We start from the raw sequence: 15,183 nt of genomic DNA, 5'->3' as shown, positions 1-15,183 counted from the left end.
CGCTACCGTCCGTGCCATGACCGACGCGCTGCCCGACGGGCTGCCCCCATCCGTGCCCGTCCGCGCGGCGTTCGACGTGCTCGTGCGCTCCTCCCCCGCGGCGCTCGTGCACCACGCCGTGCGCTCCACCCTGCTGGCGGCCGACCTCGGGCGGCGGCTGGCCCTCCCCCTCGACGACGAGGTGCTCGCCGTCGCGGGTCTCCTGCACGACACCGGCCTGACCGCCGGCTTCGACGCGCACGCCGAACCGTTCGAGGTCGCGGGCGGGAACGTGGCGTGGGCGGTCGCCGCGGGCGCGGGCTGGTCGGTCGACCGTCGCGACCGGGTGGCGCGCGCGGTCGTCGACCACATGCTCGACGACGACGACGTCCCGGCGGACGAGCGCCCGGAGGGGTACCTGCTCGCCCGGTCCACCGGCGCCGACGTCAGCGGCCGCGGCCTCGAGCACTGGCACACGACGCTCCGCGCCGACCTGGAGGCCCGCTGGCCGCGACTCGACTTCCGCGACACGTTCAGCGCCTGCCTCCGGGACCAGGCCGCGCGCAAGCCCGCGTCGGTCGTGGCCGCCTACGTCGCCGCGGGCGGGGCCGACCGGGTGCGCTGAGCGCCGCCGGGCGCCCGCCGCGACCTCACCGTCCGGACGCCGGCACCCGCGATCACCAGCGCTGCGCGACGTCCTCCGCCCCACCGTCGAGGCCGTCGACGTCGAGGCGTGCGCCGTCGTCGGTCGTGACCCGGCGGCGGGCGAGGCTGGCGCCGCCTGCTAGCGTCCGGGCGTGCCCGACTCCCCCGCCCCCGCCGTCACCTTCCGCCTCGCGACCCGCGACGACCTGCCGCGCGTCGTCGAGCTCATCGCCGACGACGCCGTCGCCGCCGCCCGGACCGGCATGTTCGGCCCCGCGCACGTCGCGGGATTCGAGGCGGTCGACGCCAGCCCGAACGACGAGCTGGTCGTCGCCGAGCTGGACGGCGCGGTGGTGGGCTGCATGCAGCTGACGTTCGTGCCCGGCATCTCGCGCAACGGCGCGACGCGGCTCCTCGTCGAGGCGGTGCGCGTCGACGCCGCGCTGCGTGGTCAGGGCCTCGGCCGGGCGCTCATGGCGCACGCCCACGAGCGTGGCCGCGAGCGCGGCTGCGTCCTGGCCCAGCTCACGTCGGACAAGCAGCGCCCGGACGCACACCGGTTCTACCGGTCGCTCGGCTACGCGCAGTCGCACGAGGGCTTCAAGCTGCCCCTGTGACGTCGGGACCGGCGGCGTCCGCCGCGCCGGACGCCGCCGGGCGGCGCACGTCCCGGATGCCGACCATGCTCACCAGGCCGCCGAGCACGAGCAGCCCCGCGGTGACCAGCAGCGCGCGGTGGAACGACGCGACGTCGAGCACCCCGCCGAGGATGACGCCGGCGAACGCGACGGTCAGCAGCCCGGCCACGCGCGAGACGGCGTTGTTCACCGCGGAGGCGATGCCGGCGTCCGCGGGCGGCGCCGCCCCGAGGATCGCCGCCGTCAGCGGAGCGACCGTGATGGACAGGCCCAGGCCGAACACGAGCAGCCCCGGCAGCACCTGCGTGACGAAGTGCGCGCTCGCGTCCATCGTGAGGAGCAGCAGGTAGCCGGCGCCCGCGACCACCGGCCCGATCGTCATGAACCACCGAGCCCCGTACCGGGCGGCGAGGGTGCCGAAGCGCGTCGACAGCGCGAGCATCGCGAGGGTCGACGGCAGCTGCGCGACCCCGGCGGCGGTGGCCGAGTAGCCCGCCACCTGCTGCAGGAACAGGCCGAGCACGAACCCGCCGAGCGAGAGCGCCCCGTAGACGGCGAACGTCGCGACGTTGCCCCACGCGAAGTTGCGCGCGGCGAACAGGCGGGGCGGCATCATCGGGTCGCGCGCCCGCCGCTCGTAGACCACGAACGCGACCAGGAGCACCGCGCCGACGGCGACGGCGGCCCACGTCCGCTCGATGAGCCCGTACACGCCCGCCGCGAGGCCGGTCGCGGCGAGCACGGCGCCCGGCACGTCGAGCCGGCGCCCGGTGGTCTGGTGCACTTCGGGCACGGGCCGCAGCAGCACCAGCGTGACGACGACGACCGGCAGGTTGATCCAGAACACCCAGCGCCAGGACAACAGGTCGACCAGGCCGCCGCCGACGAACGGGCCCACGATCATCGCCGTCCCGGTCCACGCCGTCCATCGTCCGATGGCGCGGCCCTGCGCCTCACCCTCGAACGTCGAGATGATGAGCGCCAGCGAGCTCGGCACCAGCAGCGCCCCGGCCACCCCCTGCAGCAGGCGGGCGCCCACGAGGACCGGGCCGGTCGGCGCGAGCGCGCACAGCACCGACGCCGCGGCGAACCCCACCAGCCCCGCGACGAGCACCCGGCGCCGCCCGTACAGGTCCGACAGGGACCCCGCGAGCAGGATGAGCGAACCGAGCGTGACGAGGTAGCCGTCCACCACCCACTGCTGCAGGCTGAGCCGCGCCTCCCCCGAGCCGCCGAGCTCGTCGCCGATGGCGGGCAGGGCCACGTTCACGACCGTGCCGTCGAGGAACGACACGAACGAGGCCAGGATCGCGACCACCAGGACGCGGCTGCGCAGCCGCGCCTGCGTCGCGTCGGGCACGGACGGTGTGCTCACCGGATCACGGTACGGCGCAATGCCGGTGACGCGCCCGCTGCGGCGCGCTACCGTCACCGACGTGAGCAGCGACGCGAGACCAGAGTTCCGGCGCACCGCCATCACCGACGTCCCCGCCTCGCGGCGCCTCGGCGCCGAGGCGTTCGGCGTCCCGTCCACGCCCGCACCCGACCCCGACCCGGCGGCCTGGCCCCTGCCGAACATCCGGCCCTGGGTCGCGACGGACGCGGGAGAGGTCGTCGCCGGGCTGGGCGTCCGGTCGTTCACGTCGTGGTTCCACGGCGCCCGGCTGCCCACCGCAGGCTTCGCGGGCGTCACCGTCGCCGCGGAGCACCGGGGCTCCGGGCTGCTCCGCCCGCTGATGGAGGCCGCGCTCGCCGAGGCCCGCGCGCTCGGCGACGTCGTCTCGACGCTCTACCCGTCGTCGGCGGGCATCTACCGCGGGCTGGGCTACGAGGTGGTCGGCGCCTTCGAGGACGTGCAGATCCCGATGGCGGCGCTCGCGGCCGTGCCCCGGCCCGCCGAGGGCGTGCGTGCCCGGCGCGCCACCGCCGCCGACGTCCCCGCCGTCCGGCGGGTGTACGAGCAGTGGGCGTCCGCGCAGAACGGGCCGCTCTCGCGCGGCGAGACGCCGTTCACCATGGAGGCCGACGAGATGGTCGGGCCCGACGCCGAGTACACCGGCGTCAGCCTCGCGGTGCGCGGCGCGGGGGCGGACGAGGAGGTGCTGGGCTTCGCGAGCTGGTCGCGCGGTCAGGGCTACGACCGCACCAACACCATCGAGGTCGACGACCTCGTCGCGCTCGTCCCCGACGCTGCCCGCGTCCTGTGGCGTGTGCTCGCCTCGTTCGCGTCGGTCGCGGGCGGGGTGCAGGTCTGCACGTCGGGCGGCTGGTCCGGCATCGACGTGTCACGTCTCGTGCTGCCCGACCACGCGGCCACCTCCGCGCCGCGCCCGTACATGCTGCGCATGCTCGACGTGCCCGGCGCGCTCGGCGCCTCCCGCGTGGCCCCGGTGTCGGCCCGCGTCCCGTTCGCCGTCGTCGACCCGCGGACGCCGGACCTCGAGGGCGCGTGGACCCTCGAGGCGGCCGACGGCGCGGTGCGCGTCTCGCCGGACGACGCCGCGACCGCCGGCGACCGCCTGACGTTCACGTCCGCCGGGCTGGCCGCGACGTGGGCGGGCGCGCAGTCGACGGCGAACGCCCGGCTCGCGGGCGGCGTCTCGGGACCCGACGCGCACGACGCCCTCTGGGACGCCCTGTGGGGCGGTCGCCAGGTGCACGTGCGCGACTACTTCTGAGGCGCTCTGCCGTGCCCGGCCGCGCTCCCGCCTCCGCCACCGTGGCCCGCGCGCTCGCACCCCGGCTCGCACTGCTCCTGCTGGCGGTCGTCGTCGCGCGCATCGGGCGGCTGGCCGAGCACCGGCTCCCGGACCCGGTCGGCGACGCGCTCGGCGGCGTGCTGGCCGCGGCCCTCGTCGCCGTCCTCGTCCTGGTCGTCCGCCCCGGGATGCACCCGCTCGCGGCGGGCCTGACCGGGTTCGGTCTCTGCGCGGCGGTCGAGCTGCTGGGGCTGACCCCGCTGCCCGGGGCGCTCGCCGAGCGGTGGCCCGCCCTCGCCCCGGTGCTCGACCCTGCCTTCTCCCCGACGGCCCTGCTCTGGTCCGCGGTGGGCGCCGCCGTCGGCGGGACGGCGGGCGTCGCCCTCGTGCGCGCCTTCTCCCGGCGCGGGCGCGCGAGGACTAGCCGCCATACCTAGAGGTAGGTATGGTGACCGCATGAGCACGTCGACCGATGCGCGCGACCGCCTCGTCGCCGCCGCGCAGGAGATGTTCGCCGCCCAGGGCGTGGGCGCCACCAGCCCCCGCCAGGTCCTGGCAGCCAGCGGCGTGGGGCAGGGCAGCCTGTACCACCACTTCCCGACGAAGCACGACCTCGCCGCAGCCGCCGTCGGCGCCACCGTCGAGAGCGCGCTCACCGCGGCGCGCCGCGACCTCGAGGGCACGGCGCCGGCCCTCGACCGCGTCGTCGCCTACGTCGAGCGCCCCCGCGACGCCCTGGCCGGCTGCAAGGTCGGCCGTCTCACCAGCGACCAGGCCGTCATGGACGACGACGGCCTGCGCGACGTCGTCACCGCCTACTTCGTCCGCCTGCTCGACGTCGTCGCCACGACCCTGCGCGAGGCGGGCCTGGCCGACGACGCCGCCCGCGACCGCGCGCACGCCGCCGTCGCGATCGTGCAGGGCGGCTACGTGCTCGCCCGCGCCACCGGCGACCCCGACGCGATGCAGGCCGCCGTGCGCGGCTTCGTGACGCTCCTGACCGACCTTCCCGACGACCGGCACACCGACCCCACCCAGGAGACCATGTGACCTTCCGCGAGCGCCTGCGCGCCCTGCCGACCTTCCCGCCCGGGCTGCCGCCGTTCGGCGTCGACCTGGACGACCTCGCCACCGCCCCCGCCACGCCGCAGGAGCTCTTCGCGCAGTGGTTCGACGACGCGCTCGCCGCGGGTGTCGGCGCCCCGCACGCGGCGACCCTGTCGACGGCGGACGCCGAGGGCCACGTGCACGCGCGCACCCTCGTGATCAAGGACGTCACCGCCGACGGCTGGTGGTTCGCCGGCCATGCGACCAGCCCCAAGGGCCGCGACCTGGCCGAGAACGCGCACGCGGCGCTCACGGTGTTCTGGCGCGAGCTCGGCCGGCAGGTCCGCGTCACCGGACACGCCGCCTCCGCCGGCCCCGAGGCAGGAGCGGCGGACTTCCACGCCCGCCCGGACGGCTCGCGCGCGGCCGGGCTCGTCGGCCACCAGAGCGAGCCGCTGGGCTCCCGCCAGGAGTACTGGGACGCCTTCGCCCGCCGCCTCGGGGACACCCGCGAGGACCCGGCCGTCGTCGCCCCCTCCTGGACCGCCTGGGTGCTCGCCCCCGCCACCGTGGAGTTCTGGGCGGCGAGCGACGACAAGGGCCAGTCCCGCCTCCGCTACCGCACCGACCCGAGCACGACGGAGAACGACCCCACCTGGACCAAGGAGCTGTTGTGGCCGTGACGACCCCTGACACCGCCCTCGCGCACGCCCTGGCCGACGCCGACGCCGCGCTCGCCGCCCTGATCGACGTCGTCCGCACCCTGCCCGAGGGCGCGGGCGCCGACCCGTCGCCGCTGGACGGGTGGAGCCGCGGCCACGTGCTCTCGCACGTGGCGAACGTCGGCGCCGCGCTCGCCCGGCAGGCGGAGCACGCCGCGCGCGGCGAGAAGATCGCGCCCTACGACGGCGGACAGGCCGGCCGCGACGCCGCCATCGAGGCGGGCGCGGGCCGCACGGCGACCGAGCACGCGGCGGCGCTCGAGGCCTCGCGCGCCCGTCTCGCCGCGGCATGGCCCGCGCCGGGCGACGCCCTCTGGTCCGCGCGGGTCGCCTACCGCGACGGGGTGCTGACTGACGCCCTGCTCGCCTGGTGGCGCGAGGCGCGCATCCACTCCGTCGACGCGACCGCCGGCCTCGGCGACCGCGCCCTCGGGTACGACACGTGGGACGACGCGTTCTGCGCGCACCTGCGGGAGTTCCTCGCGGTGCGGCTCCCGGCGGACGGCGGTGGGCTCGAGCTCGTCGGTGACGCGCGCGACGTCGCCGCATGGCTCGCCGGGCGCACGCCCGAGCGGCCCGTCTCGGCGCTCCGGGACGGCGTCGCCGTGCCGCGGCCCGCGCTTGGCCCGTGGCCGTCGTCGGCGGCGCCGAAGCCCTGACCTGCGGCGGCGCCCAGCGGTCGATGTGACCCACGTCACTGCAGGTCAGGGGCCCGTGTGAGGTTGCTCTCATTCTTTGTGACAGTTTTCACGCGCGGCGTATGGTGAGCCGGTGACTTCGAGTGCTACGACTGCTGGGGCCCCCACAGGGGCCGACGTCGACGTCGTCCTCATCGGCGGCGGAATCATGAGCGCCACGCTCGGCACGCTGCTCCAGCAGCTCGAGCCGTCGTGGTCCATCCGGATCTACGAGCGCCTGGACGACGTGGCGCAGGAGTCCTCGAACCCGTGGAACAACGCGGGCACCGGGCACGCCGCGCTCTGCGAGCTCAACTACACGCCCGAGCGCAAGGACGGCTCGATCGACATCACCAAGGCGGTGGCGATCAACGAGCAGTTCGAGATCTCGCGCGAGCTCTGGCAGCACCTGCTCGCCACCGGCCGTCTCAAGGACGACTCGTTCCTCAGCAACACCCCGCACATGACGTTCGTGCGCGGCGAGAAGAACGTGGACTACCTGCGCCGCCGGTACGAGACCCTGCGCGTGCACCCCCTCTTCCGCGACCTCGAGTACAGCACCGACCGCGCGACCGTCGGCCGCTGGGCGCCGCTCCTGACCACCGAGCGCGACGCCGACGAGCCGATCGCCGCGACCCGCGCGACGTCGGGCACCGACGTCGACTTCGGCAACCTCACGCGCCAGCTCGTGGACGGGCTCGTCGCGAACGGGGCCGAGCTCAAGCTGCAGCACGAGGTCAAGAGCCTCAAGCGCACCAAGGACGGCCGCTGGCGCCTGCGCGTCAAGGACCGCTCGTGGAACGCGCGGAACCGCACCAGCACCGTCACCGCGAAGTTCGTCTTCGTCGGCGCCGGCGGTGGCGCGCTCCCCCTGCTCCAGTCGGCCGGCATCCCCGAGATCAAGGGCTTCGGCGGTTTCCCGATCTCGGGCGAGTTCCTGCGCACCGACAACCCGGAGCTCGTCGCCCAGCACCAGGCCAAGGTGTACGGCAAGGCCGACGTCGGCGCCCCGCCGATGTCCGTGCCGCACCTCGACACCCGCGTGGTCGACGGCAAGACGTACCTCATGTTCGGCCCCTACGCCGGCTTCAGCCCCAAGTACCTCAAGAAGGGCAAGTACCTGGGCCTGATCACGTCGCTGCGCGCCAACAACGTCACGTCGATGCTCGGTGCGGGCCTCAAGAACCTCGACCTCACGCAGTACCTCGTCGGCCAGCTCATGGCCGCGCCCGAGACCAAGTTCCAGGCGCTGCAGCAGTTCATGCCGACCGCCCACCCCAAGGACTGGGAGAAGCTGACGGCCGGGCAGCGCGTGCAGGTCATCAAGCGCGACGCCGACGGCAAGGGCGTGCTGCAGTTCGGCACCGAGATCGTCACGGGAGCCGAGGGCTCCATCGCCGGCCTGCTGGGCGCCTCGCCGGGCGCCTCGACCGCGGCCTCCGCGATGGTCGACCTGCTCGAGCGGTGCTTCCCGTTCCGGTTCACCAAGTGGCGTCCCGAGCTCGCCTCGGTCATGCCCAGCCTGGACGGCGTGCCCGCCGACGCCAGCACGATCGACGCGACGCCGGTCCCCGACTCGCCGTCGTACCTGCACGCCGACGGCGTCCTGGACGCCGCGGTCTACGAGTCGCAGGCGGACTCCCGCTTCTGAGCTCGACCCTCCTCGGCGGCGTCAGAGAGCCTGGACGATCTTGTCCACCTGCTCCCTGGCGTCGCCGAAGAGCATCCGGGTGTTCTCGCGGAAGAACAGCGGGTTCTGCACGCCCGCGTAGCCGGTGGCGAGAGACCGCTTGAACACCACGACGTCGCGCGCCTTCCACGCCTCGATGACGGGCATGCCCGCGATGGGTGACGACGGGTCGTCCTGCGCCGCCGGGTTCACCGTGTCGTTCGCACCGATGACGAGCACGACGTCCGTGCCGGGCAGGTCGGGGTTGACCTCGTCCATCTCGAGCACCAGGTCGTAGGGCACGCGCGCCTCGGCCAGCAGCACGTTCATGTGGCCCGGCAGCCGCCCCGCCACGGGGTGCACGCCGAACCGCACGGTCACGCCGCGCGCCCGCAGCCGCTCGGCGAGGTCCGCCACCGGGTGCTGCGCCTTCGCCACCGCCATGCCGTACCCGGGCACGACGACGACCGAGCGCGCCGCGGTGAGTAGTCCCGCCACCTCGTCCGGCGACGTCTCGCGCACCTCCCCCGCCTCCTGCGTGCCGCCGCCGGGGCCACCGGTCGCCCCCGCGCCGAAGCCGCCGAGCACGACGGACCAGAACGACCGGTTCATCGCCTGGCACATGAGGTAGCTGAGGATCGCGCCGGACGCCCCGACCAGGGCACCCGTGATGATGAGCAGGTCGTTGCCGAGCGTGAAGCCCGCCGCCGCAGCGGCCCAGCCGGAGTACGAGTTGAGCATCGACACGACGACCGGCATGTCCCCGCCGCCGATCGCGGCGACGAGGTGCCAGCCGAGCGCCAGCGCGACGAGCGTCATGAGCACCAGCGGCAGGACCGCGGCCCCGACGTCGTCCGCGGTGACGAACCAGGCCAGCAGACCGGCGGACGCGACGAGCGCCAGCAGGTTGAGCGCGTGCCGGCCGGGCAGCGTGAGCGGCGCCGAGGGCAGCCGCCCGGAGAGCTTGCCGAACGCCACGACCGAGCCCGTGAACGTCACCGCGCCGATGAGCACGCCGAGGAACACCTCGACGCGGTGCACGGTGTCGCCGCCCGCCGCCGCGGCACCCACCGGCTCCGCGAGGAATGAGCCGTAGCCCACCAGCACCGCCGAGAGCCCCACGAACGAGTGCAGCAGGGCGATGAGCTCCGGCATCTGCGTCATCTCGACGCGCCGCGCCCGCCACGACCCCACCGCCGCGCCCACGACCAGCACCAGCAGGATCAGCCCCGCCGTCACGGGCCACGGGCGCTGCGACCGGTCGAGCGCCAGCGCGATCGTCGCGGCGATCGCCAGCCCCATGCCGAGCATCCCGAGCACCGTGCCGCGCCGTGCGGACTCCTGCGCGGACAGCCCCGCCAAGGACAGCACGAACAGCAGCCCCGCGATCACGTACGCGGCCTGCGCGACCGACGTCACCGTCATGACGCCTCCCCGCCCGGGGTCTCAGGACGGAACATGCCCAGCATCCTGCGGGTCACGAGGAACCCGCCGAACACGTTGACGCTCGCGAGCGCGGCGGCCACGACGGCGAGCGTCGTGACGAGCGGCGACGGGTCGCCGATCTGCAGCAGCGCGCCGACCATGATGATGCCGCTGATGGCGTTGGTCTGGGCCATGAGCGGCGTGTGCAGCGCGTGCGTGACGTTCGAGATCACGTAGAAGCCCACCACCACCGCGAGCGCGAACACCGTGTAGTGCCCGACGGCGTCCGGCGGCGAGGCGGCGATCAGCAGGCCGGCGGCCACGGCGCCGAGCGCGCCCAGCACCGTGCGGCGCATCCCGCGGCGACGGCGCTCGGCCCCGGGGTCGGCGGCAGCAGCCTCGGGCGGCGGGGGCGCCGGGGCCGGTGGCGGCGCCGCGGACACCGCGACGGGCGGGGGCGGCCACGTCACCGCGCCCTCATGGGTCACCGTCATGCCGCGGACCACCGGGTCGTCGAGGTCGAGCACCACCCGGCCGTCCTTCCCCGGCGTGAGCAGCGTGATCAGGTTGACGACGACCGTGCCGAGCAGCCGCGAGCTGTGCTGCGGCAGCCGCGCGGCCAGGTCCGTGTAGCCGAGCACGACGACCCCGCGGCCGGTGACCACCCGCTCTCCCGGCACCGTGGCCTCGCAGTTGCCGCCACCGGGCGCGGCGAGGTCCACGACCACCGAGCCGGGTCGCATCGCGTCGAGCATCGCGCGGGTGATCGTGGTGGGCGCCGCGCCGCGCACGAGGGCGGTCGTGACGACGACGTCCGCCCGCGCGGACTGCTCCGCGTACGCGCGCAGGGCCGCGGCCTCCTGGTCGGCGCTCTGCGCGCTCGCGTACCCGTCGGCGCTGACCTGCTGGACGGCGTCGTCGGCCCGCACGACGCGCGCGCCGAGCGACTCGATCTGCTCGGCCGCCTCGGGCCGCACGTCGAACGCGTGCACCTCGGCGCCGAGGCTCACCGCGGTGCCGATCGCGGCCAGGCCGGCCACGCCGGCGCCGATGACGAACACCCGCGCGGGCGGGGTGCTGCCCGCGGCCGTCACCTGACCGGTGAACATGCCGCCGAACTCCTCGGCCGCCTCGACCACCGCGCGGTAGCCGGCCACGTTGGACAGCGCCGACAGGACGTCCAGGGCCTGCGCGCGCGAGATGCGCGGCACCGCGTCGAGGGCCAGCGCCGTCACGCCGCGGGCGGCGAGCGCCGCCAGCAGGTCGGGGCTCGTCGGCGGGGCGAGCTGCGCGACGAGCGTCGCGCCCGGCCGCATCAGGTCGAGCTCGGCGAGGCCCGGCGCGTGCAGCGTGACCACGACGTCGGCCGCCCACACGTCGGCGCGGTCCGCGACACGGGCCCCCGCCGCCACGTAGTCGTGCGCGGGCAGGCGTGCGCCGTCCCCGACCCCGGGCTCCACGACGACGTCGTGCCCGAGGTCGACGAGGCGCCGCACCGCGTCCGGGGTGACGGCGACGAGGCGCGGGTCCGCCCCGGCGGTGCGGGGGGCTCCGATGCGCACGGCCGCCTCCCTCAGCGGACCGTGTCGTTCGGGGTGCCGAGCGAGCTGCGCAGGCTGCCCCACGCCGTCCAGCGGTCGACCTCGACCACGGCGGTCACGCGCGCGCGGTCCCGCACGCCGTACGCGTCGCCGGTGTAGTGGCGCGCGATGCGGTCGGTGTCGGCGAGGTCGACGTCGTCGCGCCACGCGGTGACGCGGCCGAGCAGGGTGGCGTGCGTGTACCAGTCGTCGTCCAGCACGGTGAGGCTGACGTGCGGGTTCGCGCGCAGGTGCTGCACCCGCTTGCGCGTCGCGTCGAGGTTCACCAGCACGTGCCAGCCGCCCGCACCGTCCTCCTCGAGCAGGTACCACGTCGCCGCGGTGACGGGGCTGCCGTCCGGGCGGACGACGCCGATCGCGGCGGGCTGGGGACGGCGCAGCAGGTCGAGCACGGGGGCCGGGAACGGCGGACGGGGCATCGCTGACTCCTCGCATACTCCGGTGGTGCGTGGCACGTGTCGGTCGCTCGGCGCCGACGCTACGCCCTGGACGTGCGCGGATGCACGCGATCTCGTCGTGTCGCACCCCCGCTAGGGTGATCGGCAAGCGCTTGCCCGGTTCCGGCCGTCCGCTCCCTCCGAAAGGACCCGCATGACCCGCACCGTCCATCTCGCCGGCGACTCCACCGCCGGCCCGAAGAGCCGCGCCGCCGCGCCCGAGACCGGCTGGGGCATGGCCCTGCCGTATTACCTCGACGACGCCGTCGCCGTCGCCAACCACGCGCGCAACGGCCGCAGCTCGCGCAGCTTCGTCGGCCAGGGCCGGCTCGACGCCGTGGCCCGCGACCTGCGGGCGGGCGACGTCCTGGTGATCCAGTTCGGCCACAACGACGCGAAGGTCGAGGACCCCGAGCGGTACACCGAGCCGTGGACGTCGTACACCGAGCACCTCGCCCGGTTCGTCGACGTCGCGCGCGCCGCCGGCGCGCAGCCGGTGCTCGCGACGTCGGTCGAACGACGCCGGTTCGACGCCGCGGGCCGGGCCGTGCCCGCCCACGGCGAGTACCCCGACGCGATGCGCGCCCTCGCCGCGCGCGAGGACGTGCCGCTCGTGGACGTCCAGCGCGACTCGCTCGCGCTGTGGCACGACCTCGGGCCGGAGCGCACGCTGCACCTCTTCTTCCACGCCGACGACGGGCGCCGCGACGACACGCACTTCAACCCGCCCGGCGCGGGAGCCGTCGCCCGGCTCGTCGCGACCGGTCTCCTCACCGCGGGCGTCCTCGGGAGCCACGAGGTACGGCGGCTGGACGAGGACGTGCCCGACGCGTGGTTCCGCTGGCTCGACGACGAGCCCGCCTGAGCTCGGGGTTCCCGACAGCCCGGGCGGCGGGTAGGGTGTGGAACAGGCTGGAACCGGTTCCAGCCGACCGACCGTCCACCCCGACGCAGCCCCGGGAGGCCCGCGTGGTCACGCTCCGCGACGTCGCTCGCGCGGCGGGCGTCTCGCTCGCCACCGCGTCGCGCGCGATGAGCGACGCGCCGCACGTGTCGGCGGCCAACCGCGCCCAGGTGGCCCGGGCCGCGGAGTCGCTCGGCTACCGGCCCCACCCCGCAGCCCGCGCGCTGACCACCGGCAGCACGGGCACGGTCGGGCTGGTCGTGCCCGACCTCGCCAACCCGTTCTTCGCGGCTGTCGCCAAGGGCGTGCAGGCGCGGGCCCGGGAGACGGGTCGCGAGGTCCTCGTCGCCGACACCGACGAGGACGTCACCGTCGAGCCCGACGTCATCACCCGGCTCGGCGACCGGGTCGACGGGCTCGTGCTCTGCTCGCCACGCCTGCCCGCCGACCGGCTCGGACCGCTGCTGGCGGCCGCGGACGGCCCGGTCGCCCTGGTCAACCGCGAGGCGCCCGACGCGCCGTCGGTCTCCTTCGACATCGCCGACGGGGTGCGCCAGGCGCTCGACCACCTGCGCGCCCTGGGGCACGACGTCGTCGCCTATGCCGGCGGCCCGCGCTCCTCGTGGTCGGACGCCGAGCGCCGGACGGCGCTGGCCAGGCTCTCGACGGGCACGACCGGCGACGCCGTGCTGGACCTCGGCAGCTTCCGGCCGACGCACGGGGGCGGCGTCCAGGCCGCGGACCTCGCGCTCGCCGCCGGCGCCACGGCGGTGCTGTGCTTCAACGACCTCGTCGCCCTCGGCGTCCTGGCCCGGCTGCACGCGCGCGGGGTCGCCACGCCCGCCGACGTGTCCGTCGTCGGGTTCGACGACGTCGCCGCCGCGTCGCTCGTGACTCCCGCCCTGACCACCGTCGCCGTCCCGCTGGCCCGGGCCGGACGGGTCGCCGTCGACCTGCTGGCCGGCGACTCCCCCGAGCCCGAGCACCGCCGGCTGTCCGTCGAGCTCGTCGTGCGCGCGTCCACCGCGCCGGCGTCTCCCGCCCCCGCCGTCACCGACTCCCGTCCCCTCTCCACCGATCCCGAGGTCGCGATCCGATGAGCACCGCCCCGCACCACCCGCTGCTGCCGCTCGCGGCGACCCCCACGCCGGGCGCGCCGGCCGATCCGCCGCTGCCGGACGTCGTCGACCTCGCCGACGTCGCGCTGCTGCTGCGGCCGGCCGACGACGTCGCCGTCACGACGCGCCAGGTGCCCGCAGGCACCACCGTGCGCCTGCCCGACGGCACCGAGGCGACCACCCGCTCCACCCTGCCCCGGGGGCACAAGCTCGCCGTCCGCCCCGTGGCGGCCGGCACGGAGGTGCGCAAGTACGGGCAGTCCATCGGCCGCGCGACGAGGGACGTCGCGCCGGGCGACCACGTGCACACGCACAACCTGGGCATGGACGACGGCGCGCGCGAGTACGAGTTCGGCACCGCGCGCACCACGCTCCCCGAGCCCACGACGCGCCGCACGTTCCAGGGCTACCGCCGCTCGGACGGCCGCTGGGGCACCCGCAACTACGTCGGCATCCTCACGTCCGTGAACTGCTCGGCGTCCACCGCCCGGATGATCGCGGACCAGTTCCGCGGCCCGGTGCTCGACGCCTACCCCCACGTCGACGGCGTCGTCGCGCTCACGCACGACACCGGCTGCGGCCTGGTCCCGACGTCGGAAGGCGCGCAGGTCACCCTGCGCACGCTGCGCGGGTACGCGTCCCACGCGAACATGGCCGGGCTGCTCGTCGTCGGGCTCGGCTGCGAGATGCTGCCCGCCGCCTCCGTGCTCGACGGCCTGGAGCTGCGCGACGACCTGCCCGTGCGCACGCTCACCATCCAGGACACCGGCGGCATCCGCGCCACCGTGCGCGCGGGCGTCGCCGCCGTCACCGAGATGCTGCCCGCGATCGACGCGCTGCGACGCGAGGAGGCCCCCGCGTCCGAGCTCGTGCTGGGCCTCAACTGCGGCGGCTCCGACGGGTTCTCGGGGATCACGGCCAACCCCGCGCTCGGCCACGCCTCCGACCTGCTCGTCGCGCAGGGCGGCACGTCGATCCTCGCCGAGACGCCCGAGGTGTTCGGCGCCGAGCACCTGCTGCTGCGCCGCGCCGTGTCGCGGGAGGTGGGCCAGCGCCTGCTCGACCGGCTCGACTGGTGGCAGGGCTACGCGGCGGCCGGCGGCGGCACGCTCGACAACAACCCGTCCCCCGGCAACAAGGCCGGCGGTCTCACGACCATCCTCGAGAAGTCGCTCGGCGCCGTCGCCAAGGCGGGCGCGGCCGACCTCGTCGCCGTCCACGAGTACGCCGAGCCCGTCACCGAGCGCGGCATGACCTTCATGGACACGCCCGGCTACGACCCGGTGTCCGTGACGGGCATCGTCGCGGGCGGCGCGAACGTCGTCGTCTTCACGACCGGGCGAGGCTCCGTCCTGGGCTGCAAGCCGTCGCCGTCGATCAAGGTCGCGACGAACTCCGACACCTACCGCCGCATGAGCGAGGACATGGACCTCGACGCCGGCCGGATCGTCGAGACCGGGCTGAGCGTCGAGGAGGTGGGCGAGGAGCTGTTCGAGAAGATCCTCGCCGTCGCGTCCGGGGAGCAGACCGTCTCGGAGGAGCTCGACCTGGGCGCCGACGAGTTCGTGCCCTGGCAGCTCGGCGCGGTCACCTGACGGGCACCCGAACCCGGCAGGCCCACC

General features: G+C 75.5%; 14 protein-coding genes and 1 pseudogene. 11 read left to right on the top strand and 4 right to left on the bottom strand.

The genetic code is table 11. The features are described from left to right. Window positions 1–16: 16 nt before the first annotated feature. Entirely contained in the window at window positions 17–604 is a 588-nt protein-coding gene (locus tag ACFCZN_RS16225; RefSeq protein ID WP_430557432.1) for an HD domain-containing protein, read from the top strand. A 172-nt stretch (window positions 605–776) separates the two neighbouring features. Continuing rightward, window positions 777–1,241 (top strand): GNAT family N-acetyltransferase, encoded by a 465-nt coding sequence (locus ACFCZN_RS16220; protein WP_430557431.1) that lies wholly within the window; start codon window positions 777–779, stop codon window positions 1,239–1,241. Here the strand turns inward: ACFCZN_RS16220 and ACFCZN_RS16215 are convergent. Beyond that, a complete protein-coding gene (locus tag ACFCZN_RS16215; protein ID WP_430557430.1) occupies window positions 1,225–2,637 on the bottom strand; it encodes an MFS transporter in 1,413 nt (470 codons plus the stop codon). The two genes, ACFCZN_RS16220 and ACFCZN_RS16215, sit on opposite strands and share 17 nt — an antisense overlap. A gap of 61 nt (window positions 2,638–2,698) precedes the next feature. On the opposite strand from ACFCZN_RS16215, the gene eis reads away from it, so the two are divergent. The 6 genes and pseudogenes from eis to mqo all read left to right on the top strand — a co-directional run. Continuing rightward, window positions 2,699–3,940, top strand: a complete 1,242-nt coding sequence (eis, locus tag ACFCZN_RS16210) for an enhanced intracellular survival protein Eis (RefSeq protein ID WP_430557429.1) — start codon at window positions 2,699–2,701, stop codon at window positions 3,938–3,940. A gap of 11 nt (window positions 3,941–3,951) precedes the next feature. Continuing rightward, window positions 3,952–4,398, top strand: coding sequence for a hypothetical protein (locus ACFCZN_RS16205; protein WP_430557428.1), 447 nt, complete (start codon window positions 3,952–3,954; stop codon window positions 4,396–4,398). 19 nt (window positions 4,399–4,417) lie between these two features. After that, window positions 4,418–5,011 carry a TetR/AcrR family transcriptional regulator gene (locus ACFCZN_RS16200; RefSeq protein ID WP_430557427.1) on the top strand — a complete coding sequence of 198 codons (594 nt, stop codon included), beginning with the start codon at window positions 4,418–4,420 and terminating at the stop codon, window positions 5,009–5,011. Then, window positions 5,008–5,691: a pyridoxal 5'-phosphate synthase gene (locus tag ACFCZN_RS16195; RefSeq protein WP_429764059.1), complete on the top strand. Its 684-nt coding sequence runs from the start codon at window positions 5,008–5,010 to the stop codon at window positions 5,689–5,691. The genes ACFCZN_RS16200 and ACFCZN_RS16195 overlap by 4 nt, the downstream gene beginning before the upstream one ends. After that, a complete protein-coding gene (locus tag ACFCZN_RS16190; RefSeq protein WP_430557426.1) occupies window positions 5,688–6,389 on the top strand; it encodes a maleylpyruvate isomerase family mycothiol-dependent enzyme in 702 nt (233 codons plus the stop codon). The genes ACFCZN_RS16195 and ACFCZN_RS16190 overlap by 4 nt, the downstream gene beginning before the upstream one ends. Window positions 6,390–6,498: 109 nt before the next feature. Then, window positions 6,499–8,058, top strand: a pseudogene (mqo, locus tag ACFCZN_RS16185) (malate dehydrogenase (quinone)); the annotation flags it as partial. A 21-nt stretch (window positions 8,059–8,079) separates the two neighbouring features. Here the strand turns inward: mqo and pntB are convergent. Genes pntB through ACFCZN_RS16170 form a run of 3 tightly spaced genes read right to left on the bottom strand, consistent with a single transcriptional unit; the run spans window position 8,080 to window position 11,521 of the window. Further along, entirely contained in the window at window positions 8,080–9,501 is a 1,422-nt protein-coding gene (gene pntB / locus ACFCZN_RS16180; RefSeq protein WP_430557425.1) for a Re/Si-specific NAD(P)(+) transhydrogenase subunit beta, read from the bottom strand. Further along, window positions 9,498–11,063 (bottom strand): Re/Si-specific NAD(P)(+) transhydrogenase subunit alpha, encoded by a 1,566-nt coding sequence (locus tag ACFCZN_RS16175; RefSeq protein ID WP_430557424.1) that lies wholly within the window; start codon window positions 11,061–11,063, stop codon window positions 9,498–9,500. The genes pntB and ACFCZN_RS16175 overlap by 4 nt, the downstream gene beginning before the upstream one ends. An 11-nt stretch (window positions 11,064–11,074) precedes the next feature. After that, complete coding sequence (locus ACFCZN_RS16170) at window positions 11,075–11,521, bottom strand: pyridoxamine 5'-phosphate oxidase family protein (RefSeq protein ID WP_430557423.1); 447 nt, start codon at window positions 11,519–11,521, stop codon at window positions 11,075–11,077. Between the two features lie 172 nt (window positions 11,522–11,693). Here ACFCZN_RS16170 and ACFCZN_RS16165 point away from each other — a divergent pair, with 172 nt between their 5' ends. The 3 genes from ACFCZN_RS16165 (at window position 11,694) to ACFCZN_RS16155 (ending at window position 15,156) form a co-directional block, all read left to right on the top strand. Continuing rightward, complete coding sequence (locus ACFCZN_RS16165) at window positions 11,694–12,404, top strand: rhamnogalacturonan acetylesterase (RefSeq protein ID WP_430557422.1); 711 nt, start codon at window positions 11,694–11,696, stop codon at window positions 12,402–12,404. A gap of 104 nt (window positions 12,405–12,508) precedes the next feature. After that, a complete protein-coding gene (locus ACFCZN_RS16160) occupies window positions 12,509–13,543 on the top strand; it encodes a LacI family DNA-binding transcriptional regulator (RefSeq protein WP_430557421.1) in 1,035 nt (344 codons plus the stop codon). Further along, window positions 13,540–15,156, top strand: coding sequence for a UxaA family hydrolase (locus ACFCZN_RS16155; protein ID WP_429764052.1), 1,617 nt, complete (start codon window positions 13,540–13,542; stop codon window positions 15,154–15,156). The genes ACFCZN_RS16160 and ACFCZN_RS16155 overlap by 4 nt, the downstream gene beginning before the upstream one ends. The last annotated feature ends 27 nt before the right edge of the window (window positions 15,157–15,183 follow it).

Origin of the sequence: Isoptericola sp. NPDC056134 (genome assembly GCF_042264825.1) — a bacterium.
Lineage (GTDB): Bacteria > Actinomycetota > Actinomycetes > Actinomycetales > Cellulomonadaceae > Isoptericola > Isoptericola nanjingensis.
The sequence above is the reverse complement of the archived record's forward strand: the minus strand, read 5'-3'. Positions and strand labels throughout refer to the sequence as shown.